16 protein-coding genes, 1 tRNA gene and 1 pseudogene are annotated in these 17,153 nt (G+C 55.1%); 7 read left to right on the top strand and 11 right to left on the bottom strand.

The genetic code is table 11. The features are described from left to right. Window positions 1-85: 85 nt before the first annotated feature. The 5 genes from GA0061103_RS30625 to GA0061103_RS30605 all read right to left on the bottom strand — a co-directional run bounded on the left by GA0061103_RS30625 (window position 86) and on the right by GA0061103_RS30605 (window position 2,966). Entirely contained in the window at window positions 86-571 is a 486-nt protein-coding gene (locus GA0061103_RS30625) for a DoxX family protein (protein WP_092718473.1), read from the bottom strand. 17 nt (window positions 572-588) lie between these two features. Continuing rightward, a complete protein-coding gene (locus GA0061103_RS30620) occupies window positions 589-1,344 on the bottom strand; it encodes an HvfC/BufC N-terminal domain-containing protein (protein WP_092718471.1) in 756 nt (251 codons plus the stop codon). A gap of 10 nt (window positions 1,345-1,354) precedes the next feature. Next, window positions 1,355-2,209 (bottom strand): MNIO family bufferin maturase, encoded by an 855-nt coding sequence (gene bufB, locus GA0061103_RS30615; protein WP_092718468.1) that lies wholly within the window; start codon window positions 2,207-2,209, stop codon window positions 1,355-1,357. Window positions 2,210-2,368: 159 nt separating this feature from the next. Beyond that, on the bottom strand, window positions 2,369-2,653 hold the full coding sequence (locus GA0061103_RS30610; RefSeq protein WP_092718465.1) for a BufA1 family periplasmic bufferin-type metallophore: 285 nt from the start codon (window positions 2,651-2,653) through the stop codon (window positions 2,369-2,371). Window positions 2,654-2,699: 46 nt separating this feature from the next. Further along, entirely contained in the window at window positions 2,700-2,966 is a 267-nt protein-coding gene (locus GA0061103_RS30605) for a BufA1 family periplasmic bufferin-type metallophore (RefSeq protein WP_092718462.1), read from the bottom strand. A 292-nt stretch (window positions 2,967-3,258) separates the two neighbouring features. Between GA0061103_RS30605 and GA0061103_RS30600 the strand changes: the two genes are divergently transcribed. The 3 genes from GA0061103_RS30600 to GA0061103_RS30590 all read left to right on the top strand — a co-directional run bounded on the left by GA0061103_RS30600 (window position 3,259) and on the right by GA0061103_RS30590 (window position 4,762). Further along, window positions 3,259-3,825, top strand: a complete 567-nt coding sequence (locus GA0061103_RS30600; protein WP_092718458.1) for a sigma-70 family RNA polymerase sigma factor — start codon at window positions 3,259-3,261, stop codon at window positions 3,823-3,825. Next, on the top strand, window positions 3,812-4,447 hold the full coding sequence (locus GA0061103_RS30595; protein ID WP_092718454.1) for an NrsF family protein: 636 nt from the start codon (window positions 3,812-3,814) through the stop codon (window positions 4,445-4,447). Before GA0061103_RS30600 ends, GA0061103_RS30595 begins: the two co-directional genes overlap by 14 nt. A gap of 241 nt (window positions 4,448-4,688) precedes the next feature. Then, window positions 4,689-4,762: transfer RNA gene (locus tag GA0061103_RS30590), tRNA-Gln, on the top strand. A gap of 254 nt (window positions 4,763-5,016) precedes the next feature. Here GA0061103_RS30590 and GA0061103_RS35245 read toward each other — a convergent pair. Beyond that, on the bottom strand, window positions 5,017-5,448 hold the full coding sequence (locus GA0061103_RS35245) for a hypothetical protein (RefSeq protein ID WP_208603591.1): 432 nt from the start codon (window positions 5,446-5,448) through the stop codon (window positions 5,017-5,019). 364 nt (window positions 5,449-5,812) lie between these two features. Between GA0061103_RS35245 and GA0061103_RS30575 the strand changes: the two genes are divergently transcribed. The 3 genes and pseudogenes from GA0061103_RS30575 to GA0061103_RS30565 all read left to right on the top strand — a co-directional run. Further along, the gene (locus GA0061103_RS30575; RefSeq protein WP_245304917.1) at window positions 5,813-6,634 is read left to right on the top strand and encodes an ABC transporter permease; all 822 of its coding nucleotides are present in this window, start codon (window positions 5,813-5,815) and stop codon (window positions 6,632-6,634) included. Window positions 6,635-6,671: 37 nt separating this feature from the next. Then, window positions 6,672-7,424 (top strand): ABC transporter ATP-binding protein, encoded by a 753-nt coding sequence (locus GA0061103_RS30570; RefSeq protein ID WP_092718447.1) that lies wholly within the window; start codon window positions 6,672-6,674, stop codon window positions 7,422-7,424. A gap of 34 nt (window positions 7,425-7,458) precedes the next feature. Next, window positions 7,459-7,967 (top strand): annotated as a pseudogene (locus tag GA0061103_RS30565) (ISL3 family transposase); the annotation flags it as partial. A 93-nt stretch (window positions 7,968-8,060) separates the two neighbouring features. Here GA0061103_RS30565 and GA0061103_RS30560 read toward each other — a convergent pair. The 5 genes from GA0061103_RS30560 to GA0061103_RS30535 form a co-directional block, all read right to left on the bottom strand. Continuing rightward, a complete protein-coding gene (locus GA0061103_RS30560) occupies window positions 8,061-9,182 on the bottom strand; it encodes a glycosyltransferase family 4 protein (RefSeq protein WP_092718444.1) in 1,122 nt (373 codons plus the stop codon). Between the two features lie 42 nt (window positions 9,183-9,224). Next, window positions 9,225-12,272 (bottom strand): glycosyltransferase family 4 protein, encoded by a 3,048-nt coding sequence (locus GA0061103_RS30555; protein ID WP_092718441.1) that lies wholly within the window; start codon window positions 12,270-12,272, stop codon window positions 9,225-9,227. Window positions 12,273-12,855: 583 nt separating this feature from the next. Next, window positions 12,856-13,821, bottom strand: coding sequence for a GDP-mannose 4,6-dehydratase (locus GA0061103_RS30545; protein WP_092718434.1), 966 nt, complete (start codon window positions 13,819-13,821; stop codon window positions 12,856-12,858). A 29-nt stretch (window positions 13,822-13,850) separates the two neighbouring features. Then, the gene (gene gmd / locus GA0061103_RS30540) at window positions 13,851-14,825 is read right to left on the bottom strand and encodes a GDP-mannose 4,6-dehydratase (protein ID WP_092718429.1); all 975 of its coding nucleotides are present in this window, start codon (window positions 14,823-14,825) and stop codon (window positions 13,851-13,853) included. Between the two features lie 418 nt (window positions 14,826-15,243). Beyond that, window positions 15,244-16,362: a glycosyltransferase family 4 protein gene (locus tag GA0061103_RS30535; RefSeq protein WP_092718425.1), complete on the bottom strand. Its 1,119-nt coding sequence runs from the start codon at window positions 16,360-16,362 to the stop codon at window positions 15,244-15,246. A 301-nt stretch (window positions 16,363-16,663) separates the two neighbouring features. Between GA0061103_RS30535 and GA0061103_RS30530 the strand changes: the two genes are divergently transcribed. Next, entirely contained in the window at window positions 16,664-17,032 is a 369-nt protein-coding gene (locus GA0061103_RS30530) for a phosphomannose isomerase type II C-terminal cupin domain (protein WP_092718421.1), read from the top strand. Window positions 17,033-17,153 lie beyond the last annotated feature (121 nt).

Genomic DNA, 17,153 nt, shown 5'->3' with positions numbered 1-17,153 from the left:
ACAACGATATACGCAAAATCAAAATGCGCATTTGGCCTGGCATCACAGAGCGCCAATTATGAATGGCGCTCTCGTCTGATCGGCGTCAGGCCGAGCGCGTGAAGCGCCTGGCAATCAGATGGTCGAGCGCGATGCGGCCAGGCCCGCCCGCTATGACCACCAGAAAGCAGGTTGCCCAGGTGCCATGCGTCGGCCAGGCATCGGGATAGACGAAGATCTCGATGACAACAGTCATGCCGAGCAGCGCCAGCGCCGAGAGCCGGCTTGCCAATCCGATGACCAGCATGAATGGGAAGAAATGCTCGCTGAAGGCGGCGATATGGGCGGCGATCCAGGGATCGACCAGCGGCAGCTTGTATTCCGTCTGGAAGAGATAGACGGCATTGTCGGTCACCTGCCAGCCATCCACCTTGGTCTGACCGGATTGCCAGAAGACGGCCGCGATAGACAATCGCGCTATCAGAGCAATCAGGTCATGCGGGATACGGTCGAGAAGCTTCAGGCCGCTATAAAGTTTTTGGGCCACGGTTTCGCGTTCGGCCGGAGCGGCCGTCATCATCTGGTTCTGCATGTCGTTCTCCCTGGCGTTCAGCGAATGGCCATGAAAACGCCTGCCGTGAACGCACCGGCGAGGTTGGCGGAAAGATCGAAATTGGCGGCTTCGGCGAGAGCCGTCTCATAGGCCTGGCCAAGAGTGGCGCCTGAAAACAGCTGCTCCAGAAAGGTTGCGCCACCCGACGGCAGGCGATGCACCTCGACGATCATCTGAGGACGGATGACGAGAGCATCCTCGCCCGTCCAATCGCTGATATCTGCAAGCTCGATTTCGCCGGTGTTCATCGCCCAGATGGTGACGGCCGGATGGGCGGAACGTGCCACCGAAGCGGAAGGATGCGGCACGAAGGCCAGTTCCGCCAGACCGGCCGGCTCGATGGTCGCCACCAGAGCCGCATCGAGCGGCACGGCGTCGGCCGCATGATAGGCCCGCCCCCGCAGCGCCTCCAGCCGCATGACGTCGGCCAGATAGGGGATTTCCTGCACCGGTTCTAAACCCTCGACGAAATCGGGAAAATCATCGCCATAGGCAAGCAGCAGCGGTGATCGCGGCGGGTGCAGACGGACGAACTCATGCGCCATGGCAGCGAAGAATTCCTCGCCGACGATCCTTTCCGCGGCAGGAAAGCGCGAGGCGAGCGCACCGATCAGGCCGATGGCGACATTGTTGCGATAGACGCCGAAGCGCCGTGCAGGCTGTGGGCCGTTCCAGGCCGTCAATCCCTCGGGCACGGAGAGATCGGGATCGATGAGTGCTGCGGCGAATTCGCCTTGCGTTGTGAGAGACATCGATCCCTCCTCAGGCTGCCCGACGGGCGGCGGCGCGCTTCAAAATGGCGCCGGCGGCCTCGGCCTCCGCCCTCAAAACCGGCCATTCCGGCACGTCGTTATCCCATTCGACGAGACTGGCGACCGGCCCGATCCGGCCGATCAGCTCCGCGTAAAGCGCCCAGACGGGATCTTTCACCGGCGTATCGTGGCTGTCGATCAAAAGCGGAGCACCGGCATCGTCGATGGTTTCCGAATGGCCACTCAGGTGGATCTCGCGCACCCATTGCACCGGGAAGCGCTTGAGATAGGCGCGCGGGTCCATGTGGTGGTTCGTGGCAGCGACGAAGACGTTGTTGACGTCGAGCAGCAGGCCGCAACCGGTGCGCTTGGCGATTTCGGCCAGAAATTCCGTTTCCTCGATCGTGCTCTCTTCGAAGAGCAGGTAGGTAGCCGGATTCTCGAGCAGCATCTGGCGGCCGAGCAATGTCTGCACCTGGTCGATATGGTCGCAGACCTGCATGAGCGTCGCCTCGGTATAGGGCAGGGGCAGAAGATCGTTGAGAAAGGTCGTATCGTGCGTCGACCAGGCAAGGTGCTCCGAAAAACTCTCCGGCTCGTAGCGATCGCAGACGATCTTCAAGCGGGCGAGATGTTCGCTATCCAAAGGCTGCATCGAACCGATGGAGAGGCCGACGCCATGGATGGACAAGGCATAATCCTGGCGCAGCCTGCCAAGCTGGGCATGTGGCGGTCCACCAGCACCCATATAGTTTTCGGCATGGACTTCAAAGAAGCCGATCGGCTGCGCGGCCGCATCGATCACAGAAAAATGCTCCGGCTTGAAGCCGACGCCAGCGCGACGGGGAAGTTCTGACGGTTTCATTACGGGCCTCCGGGTTAGAGCTATTCCAGGAAAATGCGCGTCGGCTTTGCGTCCGGAATTGCGCGAAAACAAAGGGATCAATCATTCCGTTCGGGAGGCAGGCGGCGCCGGTTAAACGATGCGCCGCCCACGTATTTGCGCTGCCTTGCCAGATCTGGGTCAGACCGGGGCTGGACCCTGCATCAATGTGCCGTGGCCGTTCGGCGTCTTGATCGTCTCACAGGTCCCGGCGGGAACCAGCTTCCACGAGTTGCGCTGATAGTCGACCTTCGACGTGCCGGCGCAGGTCGTGCCGGGGCCGGCGGCGCAATCGTTCTGGCCCTTGAGGGCGACGCCGTAGCATTTTTCCTTGGCATCGGCGGCAGATGCTGTCGTTGCGCCGGCAACCAGCGTCACCGCCGTTGCGACCGATGCGGCCAGGGCGAGTGCGGACATCTTGCTCATGACAAACTCCTTACGAGAGATGATTGACGATCAATCCGATTTCAGATCAGGCCGGCGTCAGCGAACCGTGGCCCTTCGGGGTCTTCATCGAGGTGCAGGTGCCCGTGGGGACGAGCTTGAAGGACATCTTGTCGTAGCTCATGGTCGACTTGCCGGCGCAATCATGCTTGCCGGCGGCGCAATCGTTCTGGCCCTTGAGGGCGACGCCGTAGCATTTTTCCTTGGTATCGGCGGCCGAAGCCGGGACGGCGACGGATGCAAGTGCCGATGCGATCGAGCCGGCGATGGCCAGGGTGAGGATGCTGTTCTTCATGGATCTGTCTCCTAGATGGATGCGAGCCGTCATTGGCTTGCATCGAGGTCTACGGAGCGTCTCGACTGGATGTTACAGCCGCATCGGAATTTTTTCCGAGATGGCGTCATCTATATTGTGCCGGCTATCTGCTGTGGCTGGCAATAGCCGGGCAGGTGTGGTGGTGAGGCTGACATGCGCATGGGTAGCAGACGCATCTGTCGGAGAACCTGCCACGGAGACGAAAGGGCTTGAAAAATAGTTGCCATTGCCGGTAACGAAAGCCTGCGGTCCCGCGTAGAGGAGATGTCGGATGAATCATTCGGCGCGCGAAGAGGAATGGGCAGTCTGGATGCGCGCCGCCATCGGCGGCGATGCGCAGGCCTATCACCGTTTCCTCACCGCTGTGACGCCGCATCTGCGCGCCATGGCGCGTCGGCGCTGCGATCAGCTGGGTGCGCCGGTAAGCGAGGCCGAGGATGTGGTGCAGGAAGTGCTGCTGGCCATCCATCTGAAGCGCGGCACATGGGATTCATCCCGCCCGATCGGACCCTGGCTGTCGACGATCGTGCGCAACAAGCTGATCGACAGCCTGAGGCGGCGCGGGAGGCATATGAGCGTGCCGATCGACGATGTGATCGATTTCCTGGAGGCGGAGGAGCATACCGACTCGCTTGATCGGTTCGATGTCGATCGTATGCTGGAGTTGCTGAAAGACCCGCAGAAGACGATCGTGCGCTCGATTTCCGTCGAGGGAAGCAGCGTCCGGGAAACGGCGGACCGGCTGAAGATGACGGAAGGGGCGGTGCGCGTGGCGCTGCACCGCGCGTTGAAGGCGCTTGCGGCTTTGTATCGGAGTGAGACCAGTGAAAACCGATGACCTCATCAATCTTCTGGCGCAGGACGCGCCGGTCCGCATGCGGATCGGCAAGGTCCTGACCCTGGCGGTCGTCGCGGGCATCCTGATCAGCGGCGGTCTCTTCTTTGCCATGATCGGCTTTCGCGCCGATATCGATACAGCGATGGAGACCGTCCGTTTCCTGTTCAAGTTCGTCGTGACCATCGCGCTTGCCGCAACAGCCTGCGCCGTCGTCTTCCGCATCGGGCGGCCGGGTGCCTCGCTGCGCCTGTGGGGCTGGACGCTGCTCCTGGCACCAATCCTGCTGCTTGCCGCCGCCGCCGTCGAAATGGCCGTCATGCCGGCCGGCAGCTGGAGCGCGCGGATGATCGGCCACAATGCCCGCTTCTGCCTGACGCTCATCCCGCTGCTGTCGATAGGCCCGCTCGCCTGCTTCCTTTTCGCCCTGCGCCAGGGCGCGCCGGAAAAGCCGGGTGCGGCCGGCGCCGTCGCCGGCCTTGCCGCCAGCGGCATCGCCGCGACCTTCTATGCCTCCAACTGCACTGATGACAGCCCGCTTTTCGTCCTGCTCTGGTACCCGATCGCGATCGCCATGGTGACGACTGTCGGATATATCCTCGGCAGGCGCCTGTTGCGCTGGTGACATCATCGAAGGCGTGACCGCGAGACTGGCGAAATCGCTCCTCCGGCGGCAGCCTTGGGCCATTGGGATAGTACGGCTTGGAAAAATCTGCTGGCAGCAGGCGGATTCGTGACCTATCATGACGGTCTGCTGCGACTTTCAAAAAATCGCATTTCCCCGTGTTAAAGTATTTGCATCCGCGGCAAATTCGATTATAGAGGCCCTGCTTTCCCCGCGGGGGCATCCAACGCCCGGCGGCTGTTGGGAAATAGTTCAATGGTAGAACAGCGGACTCTGACTCCGTTAATCTTGGTTCGAATCCAGGTTTCCCAGCCAATTCTCTCTAAATGCCCTTAGTTCCCTAATTTTCCAGTCTGGTTGGGTATTTTTTTGGCATCACTAGCGACCTAATGTCCAGAACTGTAATCCACAGGTGATGCCCACGCAGAAAATGCATCGTGCCGTCGCCAGGCGGCAGGCAAGGGCGAACTCCTCATGGCTGTCCGCCACGACGTCGAGAATCTCACCCGCCGCGGCAAGGCGCGCGCGTCCCCAACGCGTTCCAGCAATGCCGACCGAGCAGCCGGCTTTCACTGAGCCTTCATTGTTCGGATCATAAAAAGGCTCAAGTCATCGGTTGAAAGCTCAACGTGCTGCTGGCCGAGCTGAAGATGAACTCGAAGGAACCCATGTCCAAGGCGCAGCTCCAAAAGCTTTGCGAACAGGAACGCGACATGATGCTCTTGCATTTGGAAGATGTCTCGACGGCCGCGCGGCGCAATGGTCGTCCCGAAGGTGAACTTTGGCACGCATAGAGGTTTTGACACGCCAGGAACGCCGACGCGCTTGCTCTGACGAGCAGAGGCAGGAGATTTTGCGGGATGTTTCGTCGGATGTTCTGACCGTCGCTGATGCGGGAATTTTCTGTAAACTGACAGATCTTGATGTTCGTATCCGGTCAGTTGATCTTCGGTTGCGTGAAATCTTTCGCAATAGCGAGCAATGCCAAGGTCTTGGTGCATCCTCAGCGCGTTCCTCTCCGGGAGGGAGGAATACTTGATTCGATTGTGTTGATGGATCACCGCGAAATGAAGATGACATGGAATTCCGTATTGGGGTTAGCATCGTATTTTGCTGCCATCCACGCCTCTGGAGGCTTCACAGCTAGCTACGTTGACCAACTTCAGACGATCTCAGCCATTCGGTGGCTGTGTGGTGTAGCCCGCGCCGGACAAATGGATGCTTGAACGAGTGATAATCGTATGGGCATGAATATTTTCATGTGGGGGCTATCCTCAGTTTCCATCCTTTGCTACGCGTTCGCCTTAAAAAGGGCTGCATGTCTTTATCGTTAGGGCAAAAAACGAACCTGAAAATGGATTGCCGGTGAAGAATTTTAAAATCGCCAAAAACGAAGTGCGTTATCATGGCGCGGTATGGGACATTGCAGAAGCATTGTCGAATTTTCGCTTGGCGGCATTGCTAGGGTGGCAAGATGTCGCGCAGCGCTACAGGCGATCGCGGGTCGGCGCATTTTGGCTTACTATCAATATGGGCGTATTGATCGGAGCTCTTGGCCTTGTTTTTGGCACGATCTTCAATTCACCCATGAATGAATTTCTACCCTTCATATGTGTGGGCTTAATATTTTGGGGGTACTATACCCAGATTGTTAGTGAGGGATGTACCGGGTTTATATCCAATAGCGAAATAATATTGCAATTAGATATTCCATTTTTTACATATATACTTAGGGTTTGGTATCGAAATTCCATAATACTTTTGCACAACCTCGTGATATTTCCAATCGTTCTTCTGATATTTTGGAAATCAATTGGGATTTCTGCACTATTGGTGATCCCAGGGTTCGTGCTAGTCACGTTAAACATGACTTGGATTGCGTTGATATTGGCAATACTGTGTACACGTTATCGCGACCTCATCCAGATCGTTCAGAATATCATGCAGGTTATGCTTTATGTCACTCCGATCATGTGGATGCCGAATCATTTACCACAGAGCGCTTCGCGCGGAATGCTCGACTTTAATCCGTTTTTCCATCTAATTTCAGTCGTCCGAAATCCGCTTCTTGGAGAGGCTGTGACCGCCACAAATTGGGCTGCGGCAATAGGTATTGCCGTTGTTGGCTGGACTATCGGACTTCTGCTGTTGAATAAGTACCGAGCCCGCATTGCTTACTGGTTATGAGCCAAAGCAACCGAGATTTCAGAGAGTACAGGCAAGCATGACATCGATTTCCTTGCAGAATGTCACCGTTGACTTTCCCATTTATAACGCGCGTGGCCGTTCGCTCAAAAATCGCGTCATGAACATAGCCACCGGTGGTTCGATCAACTCGGAAGGCCATGGCGCAGTGGTTGTCCGCGGATTGGACGCGATTAATCTTGAATTGAAACGACATGATCGTATCGGCCTCATAGGCCACAACGGTTCCGGTAAGACGACCCTTCTTCGCGTGCTAACGGGTGTTTACATACCGACATCCGGCAAGGTCGACATCCAGGGTAAATGTACATCGCTCATCAACATCTCGCTAGGAATCGATCCTGAAGCGACCGGTCGCCAGAATATCTTCCTTCGAGGAGCATTGTTGGGTTTCCGAAAGGACGAGATGAAGGCCCGGCTTGAGGAAATTGAGGAGTTCAGCGAATTGGGTGGCTTCCTCGAGATGCCCGTTCGCACTTACTCAAGCGGCATGCAGCTACGATTGGCATTCTCAATTTCCACCATCCTGCAGCCCGAAATACTCATCATGGACGAATGGTTGGCGACGGGCGACGAGGGTTTCAAGGTTAAAGCTAATCAGCGCTTGAACGAGCTTGTAGAAAAAACTCAGATCCTGGTGATAGCGAGCCACGCCAAGGAGCTTCTGGAGAAGAATTGTAATCGAATCATTTGGCTCGAGCACGGAAAGGTGCGTATGGATGGTCCGCCCTCTGACGTTTTGAGCGCTTATTTTGGAGTTGACACTCCTTGAGGATAGGCAGTTGATTCCACAGAGACGTGATACGGTAGATAAACTTTGGATATCTGGGCAGCGTAACGGGGCTGAACTCTGGCGACGGTTAAAATGCAGAGGCTTTCGTGGTTGTTCTCGTCTGGTCGGACAATGGGCGGCAAGGCGACCGCGGCGAGCGGGTCTGCGATTGGCTACTTCAAAAAGAGCTGTCCGCCAGAACAATTGCCCTATTGATGACAACCGCTCGCGATCAATTGAGCAAAACCGACACAATTACTATCGCGGCCATCGAAGCTGGCGTTCCTGCCTTGATCGAAGCCCGCAATCTGATTGATCGTTTCCGAACAATGATCCGAAGAAGGCCAAGACCGAACTCGGCCCGTGGATCGCTGACGTACGTGGCCTGTTCGCCCTCCCTTTGCCAACGGGATCCTGAAAGACAAGGCAGCGGTGTCTGCAGCAATGTTGAAGGACAGATCAATAAGCTGAAGCTTGTTAGAAGGCAAATGTATGCGTGCCAAGCTGCATCTTCACTAGGCACGATTGATCGGCGCGATGTGAAAGAAACGTCATCAAATATGCGCGAGACCACAAAGTTGACCCCTGTGGCAGGGTAATACTAATCCAACTTTCAGTGCTGATTGACAATTTAGGTTACATGCCGCCGCGGCGCTTGACTATCGCCTTCTCGAAGACACGCTCTAGCCGGCTCGCGCTTTCCGTCCAGCCGAATCGCGCAGCATTCGGCCTTGCATTATCAGCAAGACGCGCATGCAACGCGTCATCGGTAGCAAGGCTTTCCAAGCCATTTCGAATGGATTGCACATCGTTCGGATCGACAAGAATACCGGCTTTTGCAGCAACCTCGGGCATGGAGGACGTATTGGATGTCAGCACCGGTATTCCCATCGCATTCGCTTCTATGATAGGAAATCCGAAGCCTTCATAAAGGGACGGCATCGCGAGAAAGCGAGCGTGACCGTACAGTTGAGCAAGATCGGTATCGGACACATAGCCGGTCAACCGAACAGATGAGTCAATTTGCAATTCCGCAATATGCCCTTTCAGATCACCCAGCCTCCAGCCTTGGCCACCTGCGAGCACCAGAAGAAATTGTTGCCGCGTGGCTTCGGGCAACGCTGCATAGGCTTGCAGCAATCTGAGCAGATTTTTGCGGGGCTCGAGCGTTCCGACGAAGAGAATATAGGGTCGATCGATCGCAAACTGTGACAGATCCTTTGGGATCGCTACTCCGCCGATGGTCGTCAACCCAGGATAGACAATGCTAAGCTTGTCGCCGCATCTCGGAAACTGAGCCTTGAGCGCCTCAGCCGTTGCAGCGGAATCAGCAACAATCTCGTCGGCAACAGCGACCCCCGGTTTCATTAGCCAGCGATCGGCCATCCAGGTCTGCCACCGCATAGTTGCAGCCATATCTCGCCAGACGAGATCATGAATCGTGATGACACGCGCGATGCGACGATCGAGAAAAAGCGGTAGGCGGTGAGCGGGACCCCAAAACACTTCGATCTTATCCTGCGCTGCACGGCGTGGTAGCTCCGTCTGCGCCCAGATCATCCGCATTATTCCACCAGGAAAGCGCGCAACATGCAGTTTTGCCGCAGGCAACTCTTTCAGATCACCATATGGAGCTTCGGGCAAATAGAAATGCAGTTCATGGCCGCGAAATGCGAGATGCCGGCTCATTTCCAGCACGTACCGTCCGATGCCGGTCATGCTCGTTACCAAATTACGCGCATCGATACCGATTTTCATTCGCGAGCTACCCATGTACCACTGCGTCTTGCGGTCGTGCCATCACAACGAGACCCGTAGCGGATTACTCCACCAACCGACTGATTCTTGAAGCAAGCCTATATCTGCGAAAGCACCGCCCTTCCTCTTGAATGTCGAAGGGATCTCGATTGACATATATAGACTGTCGCCAGGCGGCAACACGAATGGAATGCGAGACTTACGGTTCTTCGGGTAGATCGCCTCTCCATTGTTCGACAGAATGCGATAGCTTGCCATCACCGCCAGCGAACCATCCGGAGCACCGACGCTTCCCCACAACTTTTGGGACAAATTGACAACACGCACTATGTACTTCAGTATGTCGTTTTCACTCACAATCGGCCCTTCCACCAACTCGATCTCATGCCGAGTTTCATCGGAAGCCAGCGCGTGTCCCATTTTCGTGATGCCGATATTGCTTATTGGCACGTAAGTCGTGTCCGACTGCGGCTTATATAGCCGGTACCAATCGTCAGTAAGCACGATCCTCTGCAATTCTTCGGCACTTTCCTTCCAACTTGTCCCTCCATTGACCCTTCGCGCCAGCGGCGCGGTTTCGATAGTATTGGTTTCTGTGCCAACGAACGAACGGATCGACTTTGCGAGCGACTCGGAGGAACCGACGGCAAAGAAATAGCAATTCTGGCCACTTGCAGTGACTTCGCGGAAAACTGGAATATCGCTTGCAATCACAGCTTTCCCAAAGTGCGCGGCCTCAACAATGGGAAGGCCGAAACCCTCAGCATACGAGGCAGCGATCAAGGCATCGCTGTCGCTGTAGGCATTCTGTAATTTTTCATCCGAAACGCCGTTCATCCAGATCAGACGCTTCCCATACTCACGATGCTGTTTTATTCGCCGAACGAAATGCTCGCCCCCCCAGCCGGGCTTTCCGACAATAGTCAGCCTGACGTCCATACCTTCGTCCCACAATCTATCGAAAGCCTGTAGCGCAATACCATGCCCTTTGCGCGGCTCGAGTGTGCCAACCATCAGGAACTCCGAGCGCTCATCGCGGCGAACAGGCATAACATCGGCAGCAGTCGTCGCCTTGGCAAAATCGGCGCCGAGGTGCCAATAGCCTATCTTCATCTCCCGTGGAAACTGGATCGCTTCAAGTATCCTGATCAGTTCATCGGCAACGGCTTTTGAAATGCAGATAAACGCATTCGAATAGGACAGGGCAGCTTGAAACCAGTTCGAGAATGTAGGGGGCATGCCAGGGTCGCAGAAACCTGGGAATCTTAGCGGAATCGTGTCATAGAGGCATGAAATGACAATGGCGCCCCTCAAGCGGGCTGAGCGTAACGTTGCGTAGTGATGCCTATAAAACTCCCAGGAGCTATCGAGCATCAAGATGCGGTCATTCGGGGAAAACTCCAGCCGAGTATCTTCTGTGAAGTCAGTTGCAGTGTTGGTTTTTTCCAGCGTCTTCGGAATCGCAAACCAGCCGTCGAGAGAATCGCTATATGCGACTATCCGTTCGACGCCATCACCTTGCGTTATCTCGAGATTGGAACAAATATTTTTGACAACACGCTGAATACCGGTCTTGTGGTCCACTCGATATGTTGATGTCGCATCAACGATCAGTCGCGGCCGATCAGATTTGACTAACTCCGATCGTGCAAATGTCTGCGCGATGAAATTCGTCGGAAGATCCGTATTTCCAAGTCGCTGCAAAGCAGCATATTTAGCCGTTGAGATCGATTCAACCTTGCCGCTCTCCGCCGAGTTGGCCACGGCATCCTTCAGCGCGGCAACGGCAATAGCAGCGGATTTCTCCCAGCTGAATGCCGCGGCACGATTGCGCTGTTTGTCAGCCAAGGCCTTCATCGCTTGACGGTTGCCAAGTGCCTTCTTCATTACTCGCGCTATGTCCTTGACATCCGCTGGATTGAAAAGAAGTTCCCTGTCTCCAATGACTTCAGGCAGGGCGCCCATGTTCGACGCAATGACAGGCGCGCCGCACGTCATGGCTTCCAATGCGGTCAAGCCAAACCCCTCCAGTAGCGAAGGTTGAATGGCGAGGTCCGTCCCCCTGTAGAGCGCCACGAGCTGGTGGTCCGTCACATGGCCAATAGCCACGAGATCCTGCTCAGGAAGCCCCAGCTTCTTCCATCTCTCTTGTTCGTCTCGTAACAGCGATTGCGGGTGATCGCCGGCCAGCACAAAACTGTATTGCTCCCGCAAATCTGCCGGCAATTGTGCGAATGCCTCAATGGCGGACCTCACATTCTTGCGCCAATCCAGCCCGCCGACGTAGAGGATGAAGGGTTTCTCGGTCAGCTTTGGCGCGTTCGTTTCGACATGCTCCATCGCATCCCTGAAATCTCTCGATACGCCCGCAAGTATGTTGAATACCCGAGGATTTCTTGAGATTTCCAAGCATTCGTGTTGGGAGTATTCGGAAATACAAAGATTCAGATTGAATTCTGAGTAGGAGGCGAGGCGACGGTCATAATAGGCACGCAACGCCGAGGATGAGAGATATTGCTCGGGATAGCGATAAGGTATCGCATCGTAAAAGATCGATGCGAAAGGAATTTTCGAGATATTGTTGGGAACGAGCGGAACAGCCTTGTCAAAGCTGCCTTCGAACGGGCTCGCAGACAGCGCGATGTCGGGATTCAGCGACGCGACATGATAAGCCAGAGCGATCTCGCTGAGCCGCCTTTTCTCTGTGTAGCCCTCTATCGCTTCTCCCCCTTCGGCAACACCATGCCACATGAAAATATTGGCAGGTTTTATCCATTTCTGGAGATGGTCGCGAGCTGCAAGTGCTTCCAGCGGCATACCAGCATTGAGGGAAATAAGAAGTTCGACGTCGAGATGATTGTCGACAATACCAAGAATAAGTTCTTGCACGTAACGCCCGATTCCACGCCACTTGCTCGCGGTCTGGAAGCATTGCCCATCAATCCATAAGCGCATTGAAGATCGTCTTTCATTGCAATCTTGAAGTATCTCGAAGCAATATATCCCATTCAGCGACCGTGCCCTTGGGCGCATCGATATACCACTGTCCTTCCTGACCGTCGTCCAACCAGTCAAACGGTTGAATTCCATACCCGCGGGCTCCCGCGAATGCCATAAGCCGACCCCTTATCCTCGGAAAGCGATAGGCTAACCGAAGGCACTTATCCTTCACTCGTGGTCTCCGAGAAAGCCAACGAATGAGCTTTTCAAGCAGAGTCGTGACGACAAGCCGCGGGAACCTTTTCACATTAAACAGCAATGAAGAACCCATACGAAGCGGTCGGGTAAGGCGCCAGGAAAGACTATTATAGATGCGATGCAACTGGGATCCTCTTGAATGCTTGCGCCTGCTCGATGCATACGGTCATGCTTCCGCGTCAAGATTTCGCTGGACAGACCCCGTCAGGCCATGCCTCATAAAAATAGATCGGATATGCGCACGGATGATTAACATTCGGCATCTCTGCCCCACGAAGTCGGCCCAGATGATCAAGAACATCAATGCCTGCGCTAGCGGATGGAGGATAAACCATAACGCACCCGGACGCGGAAACCGTGCACGCAACTCGCCGCTGACGGCAAGAATAAAATGCCCATATTTCCAAACACTGGTGAGCAAATGCTTTCCCTCAGATATTATGATCATATGGTCGATCACTGGGGACCGATATGGTCAGCGCGCCACTCGGATCTTCCAATCGTCAAGCACATCGCCGAGTGTGCGGCTTAATTCTATTTCCGGCTTCCAGCCAAAGGCCGCCAACACCGCCCTATTGTCGCCGGAAGCCGCCACGATTTCTGGTCCACGTAACCGCTGCGGATCTATCTCGATTTCCACCTTCAATCTGCAAAGTTCGATAAGCATGTCGAGTATCGACTGAATCTGTATTGACCGCCCCGAGGATAGATTGAACACGCCTCCAAGCATATCCGACACATCCTCGACCAGGGCAGCATCGGCATAGGCACGTACAACGTCTCGCACATCAAGAAAATCACGAAAGGCCGAGAGATTTCCGACGCTGATGCGAGGATTTTTGACACCCAGCGATATTTCCGCGAGTTGCTTGGCGAAAGCAGAAACAACATAAGCATCCGTCTGGCCGGGTCCGGTATGGTTGAACGGACGGAAGCGGATGGATTTCAACCCATCATGGGCAAGCTGGCCGACGAGCACGTCTGCCGCCGCTTTCGTTGCACCATACACATTCATCGGCTTGAGCGCCGCACTCTCGTTTATCGGAGCATTTGCAGCATCGATGAACGAAGCGCCATAGGCTTCGGAGCTGCCCGCGAAGATGAAGCGCGCTTCCGGTGCAAACTCCATCGTGGCGTAGGCGAGATTCATAGTGCCTTGGAAATTCACCTCCCAGGCCCGTTGCGGCATCTTGCGAGCATCAGCCGGGGCTGCAATCGCGGCGAGATGAATGACTGCTGTTGGGCGGCAATTACGGACCAGGGTCGCCACTCGATCCCGATCCGTAATATCTGTCTTCCAGTCCGATGCATCTCCCTGGCCGGCAGTCAAAACCACCAGGTCAGGATCCTGTTTCAGCCGCCGCTCACGCAATTCACGCTGCAGCCAAGCCCCGACAAAGCCGCTGGCGCCAGTAATGAGAATACGGTGTTCTCTCGGCATGGAAGTGTCTCGTCGTTTGACCGGAAGATTTACTTGGTCAATCGTTCAAGATCGGCTTCGACCATTTCGACGATCATCTCCTCGAGGCCGATCTTGGGCTCCCATCCGAATTTCTTCCGAGCCTTCTCCGGGTTGCCGAGCAGCACATCCACTTCCGCCGGACGGAAGAGTTCAGGATCGATCACGAGATGATCGTCCATGTTCAAACCGGCATGCTTGAAAGCAATGGCGCACATGTCGCGGACGGTTGTCGTGCGGCCGGTCGCGATCACGTAATCGTCGGCAACGTCCTGCTGGAGCATCATCCACATAGCGCGGACATAGTCTTTCGAATGGCCCCAATCGCGCTTGGCATCGATGTTTCCGAGCCGCAGTTCCTTTGCCATGCCGAGCTTGATGCGAGCGACCGCGTCCGTCACCTTGCGGGTAACGAATTCGATGCCGCGAAGCGGAGATTCATGATTGAAGAGAATACCGCTCGACGCGTGCAAGCCGAAGCTTTCGCGATAGTTGATGGTGATCCAATGGCCGTAGAGCTTGGCAACTGCGTAGGGCGAACGCGGATAGAAAGGCGTTTCTTCCGATTGCATCGGCTCCTGAATGAGCCCGTACATTTCGGAGGAGGAAGCCTGATAAAAACGAGCCTCAGGCCTTTCAATGCGAACCGCCTCCAGGACATTCGTCACACCGAGAGCCGTCACCTGACCGGTCAGCAGAGGTTGCTGCCACGACGATTTGACGAAGGATTGAGCCCCAAGGTTATAGACTTCGTCCGGCTTCACGTCCTTTACCGTTCTGATAAGACCAGAAAGATCCAGGAGGTCGCCATCGACAATGCGGACGTCGCGCTCGATGCCCAACCATTCCAGGCGGGTGAGATTGACATCCGCGGTGCTGGAGCGACGTGCAAGCCCATGCACTTCGTAGCCATTCTTCAGTAGCAGTTCTGCAAGATAGGCGCCATCCTGACCCGTGATACCCGTTACCAATGCTTTCTTCGCCAAGTTCCATCTCCAACTATTGCCGCATTCATTCCATGCGGGTACGCCAAGTTCGCAGAACGCCGCCGAGCGCGCACCATACTTGGCCATCAATTTTCTAGCGCCATTTAGCCCGTATGGGGCCTCATGACAACGACCATGAGCAATTCGCCCTGGATGCGCCCCTCAACGGCGCAAGACCAATTGCAGAAAATCGGCACGCTAATCTCTTGCTGCATGCGAAAACACTTTACAAGAGATTGGAGAAATCGAAGCTCATTAAGCTCTAATGCCCAACCATTGTTTGTCTATTCTCCGAAGGGTGAACCGATGAAGCTCGCGGTACTCATTCAAATACGGAGATGGCTATATCGTGGCGATGTCCAGGATACGTCAACCGTCCAACAGGAAAGAGCCATGACATGGACTGCGTTTTCCAGGTTCAGCCCGTACGAGAGCCTGTCAATTCGCCATAGAGGCGATCATAGGCCGAACACATCTTCTCTGCCGTGAAGCATGCAAGATAGCGATCACGCGCCGCGGCACCCAATGCGGCGGCCTTCTGCTCATTGTCCCAAAGGGATTTCATGGCATTCGAGAGAGCATCGACATCGTTCGGCGGCACCACGAACCCGGTCTTCTCATCCAGATTGACGAAACTGGTCCCCGTGCCGATTTCACACGAAATCATCGGCTTGCCAAACATTGCTGCTTCGACCAGAGAAAGTCCGAAGGCCTCGGAGCGGAGATGCGAGGGAAACACAAACCCCGCACAAAGCTCGAGCAGAGCGATCTTGTCGTCGTCCGACAAGGATCCGAGAAAATGGATATTGTGCAGATTTTGCCCGGCAGCCTGCTTCAGTTCCGCCTCCATCGGGCCACTGCCGACGATCACGATATCGAGGCCATTGCGTTTCGCGGCCTCCAGCAGGATATGGACCCCCTTGTAATATCGCAGGACGCCGACGAATAAGAGGAAGCGATCGGGAAGCCTGCCACGCCAGCGAGCTAAAGTCGCTTCGTCGGCCTTAGGATAGTCCGCTTCATCCAGACCCAACGAGATCACCCTCGTTTTGGATTTGAACCTTTCCACGACATCGCTCGACATTGCGTAATTCGGAGACGTCGCAACAATGCAGTCAACGCTTTTCAGAAAGCGAGACATCAACGGCTTGTAGAATTGCAACAAGACCTTCTGCTTCACGATGTCGGAATGATAAGTCACGACAGTCGGCTTATTGGGGGGAACGGTCAGATGGACGATATCCATCACTGGCCACGGAAAGTGATAGTGGACGATATCCGCCTTCTGGCTCAGTTCCCGAAACCGTCCGAACACCTCGCGCGAAAAACCGGTGGATGCGAATTCGAAGTCGAGCTTAGCCTTGTACGCCATATGACCATCGAATTCGACGCTGTTTTCAAACGGTGTTTTACTAAGTGAGAGAACATCTGATTCTACGCCGTATTTGGCGGTACCCTTGGCGATCGCGTGAATGGTCCGTTCAACCCCACCGAATGTGTCGGGCCAATATGTTTTGAAAAAATGTAAAACGCGCATTCCACTCCTGTATCGAAAAGCAATTGCTACGTCACCTTGAGCATCGTTCTCTCGGAGAAAACATCAGAAGCCTCGAAATTTCCAGACCAATGGCCGGCATATTCCGGCTGCATCGACGTCGACCAAACAATCGGCCGACTAATCTGAACTGGTGTGCTTAGGCAAGTCGGATAACAGTATGCAATAAGGTGCTTTTATGGCCATTGGCAGAAAAGCCTTGCTCTACGGGCACCACTGAATTAATCGCGCGCATATTTTCGGTCGTGCGGTTGCCGATCGGCTTGTTGAAGAGGAAAACTCATTGAAGTCCGGAAGTCTTTATAAGGTTGGCGACAACGATCAACGCCCTTGGGGCACATGGCATGTGCTCGATATCGGTGATAGCCACGTCGTCAAACGCATTGTTGTGAATCCGGGAGAGCGGTTATCGCTGCAATATCACAATCACCGTTCGGAGCGTTGGACCGCCGTTTCGGGGCATGGTATTGCCGAGATTGACGGAACAGAACACGGTCTACAGGTCGGGCATACAGTCGATATTCCGCTCAAGGCGACACACCGTGTTTCGTGCACCGGAGATAAGCCGTTGGTTTTTATCGAAATTCAATACGGCGAGCTGCTCGACGAGAACGATATCATTAGGCTTAGCGACGATTATAATCGGGTCTGATATCGAAACCGTATCAATCGAATAGCTCGGCATCCGCGAGCAGCGGTTGCTGCTGATCCTTGGCGGAAAGCGTGAGCGCATCCAGAGTTTTCCAGTCGATGGCGATCTGCGGATCGTCCCA

It is taken from the genome of Martinezella multihospitum (genome assembly GCF_900094585.1).
In the GTDB taxonomy this organism is placed as follows: domain Bacteria; phylum Pseudomonadota; class Alphaproteobacteria; order Rhizobiales; family Rhizobiaceae; genus Rhizobium; species Rhizobium multihospitium.
The sequence above is the reverse complement of the archived record's forward strand: the minus strand, read 5'-3'. Positions and strand labels throughout refer to the sequence as shown.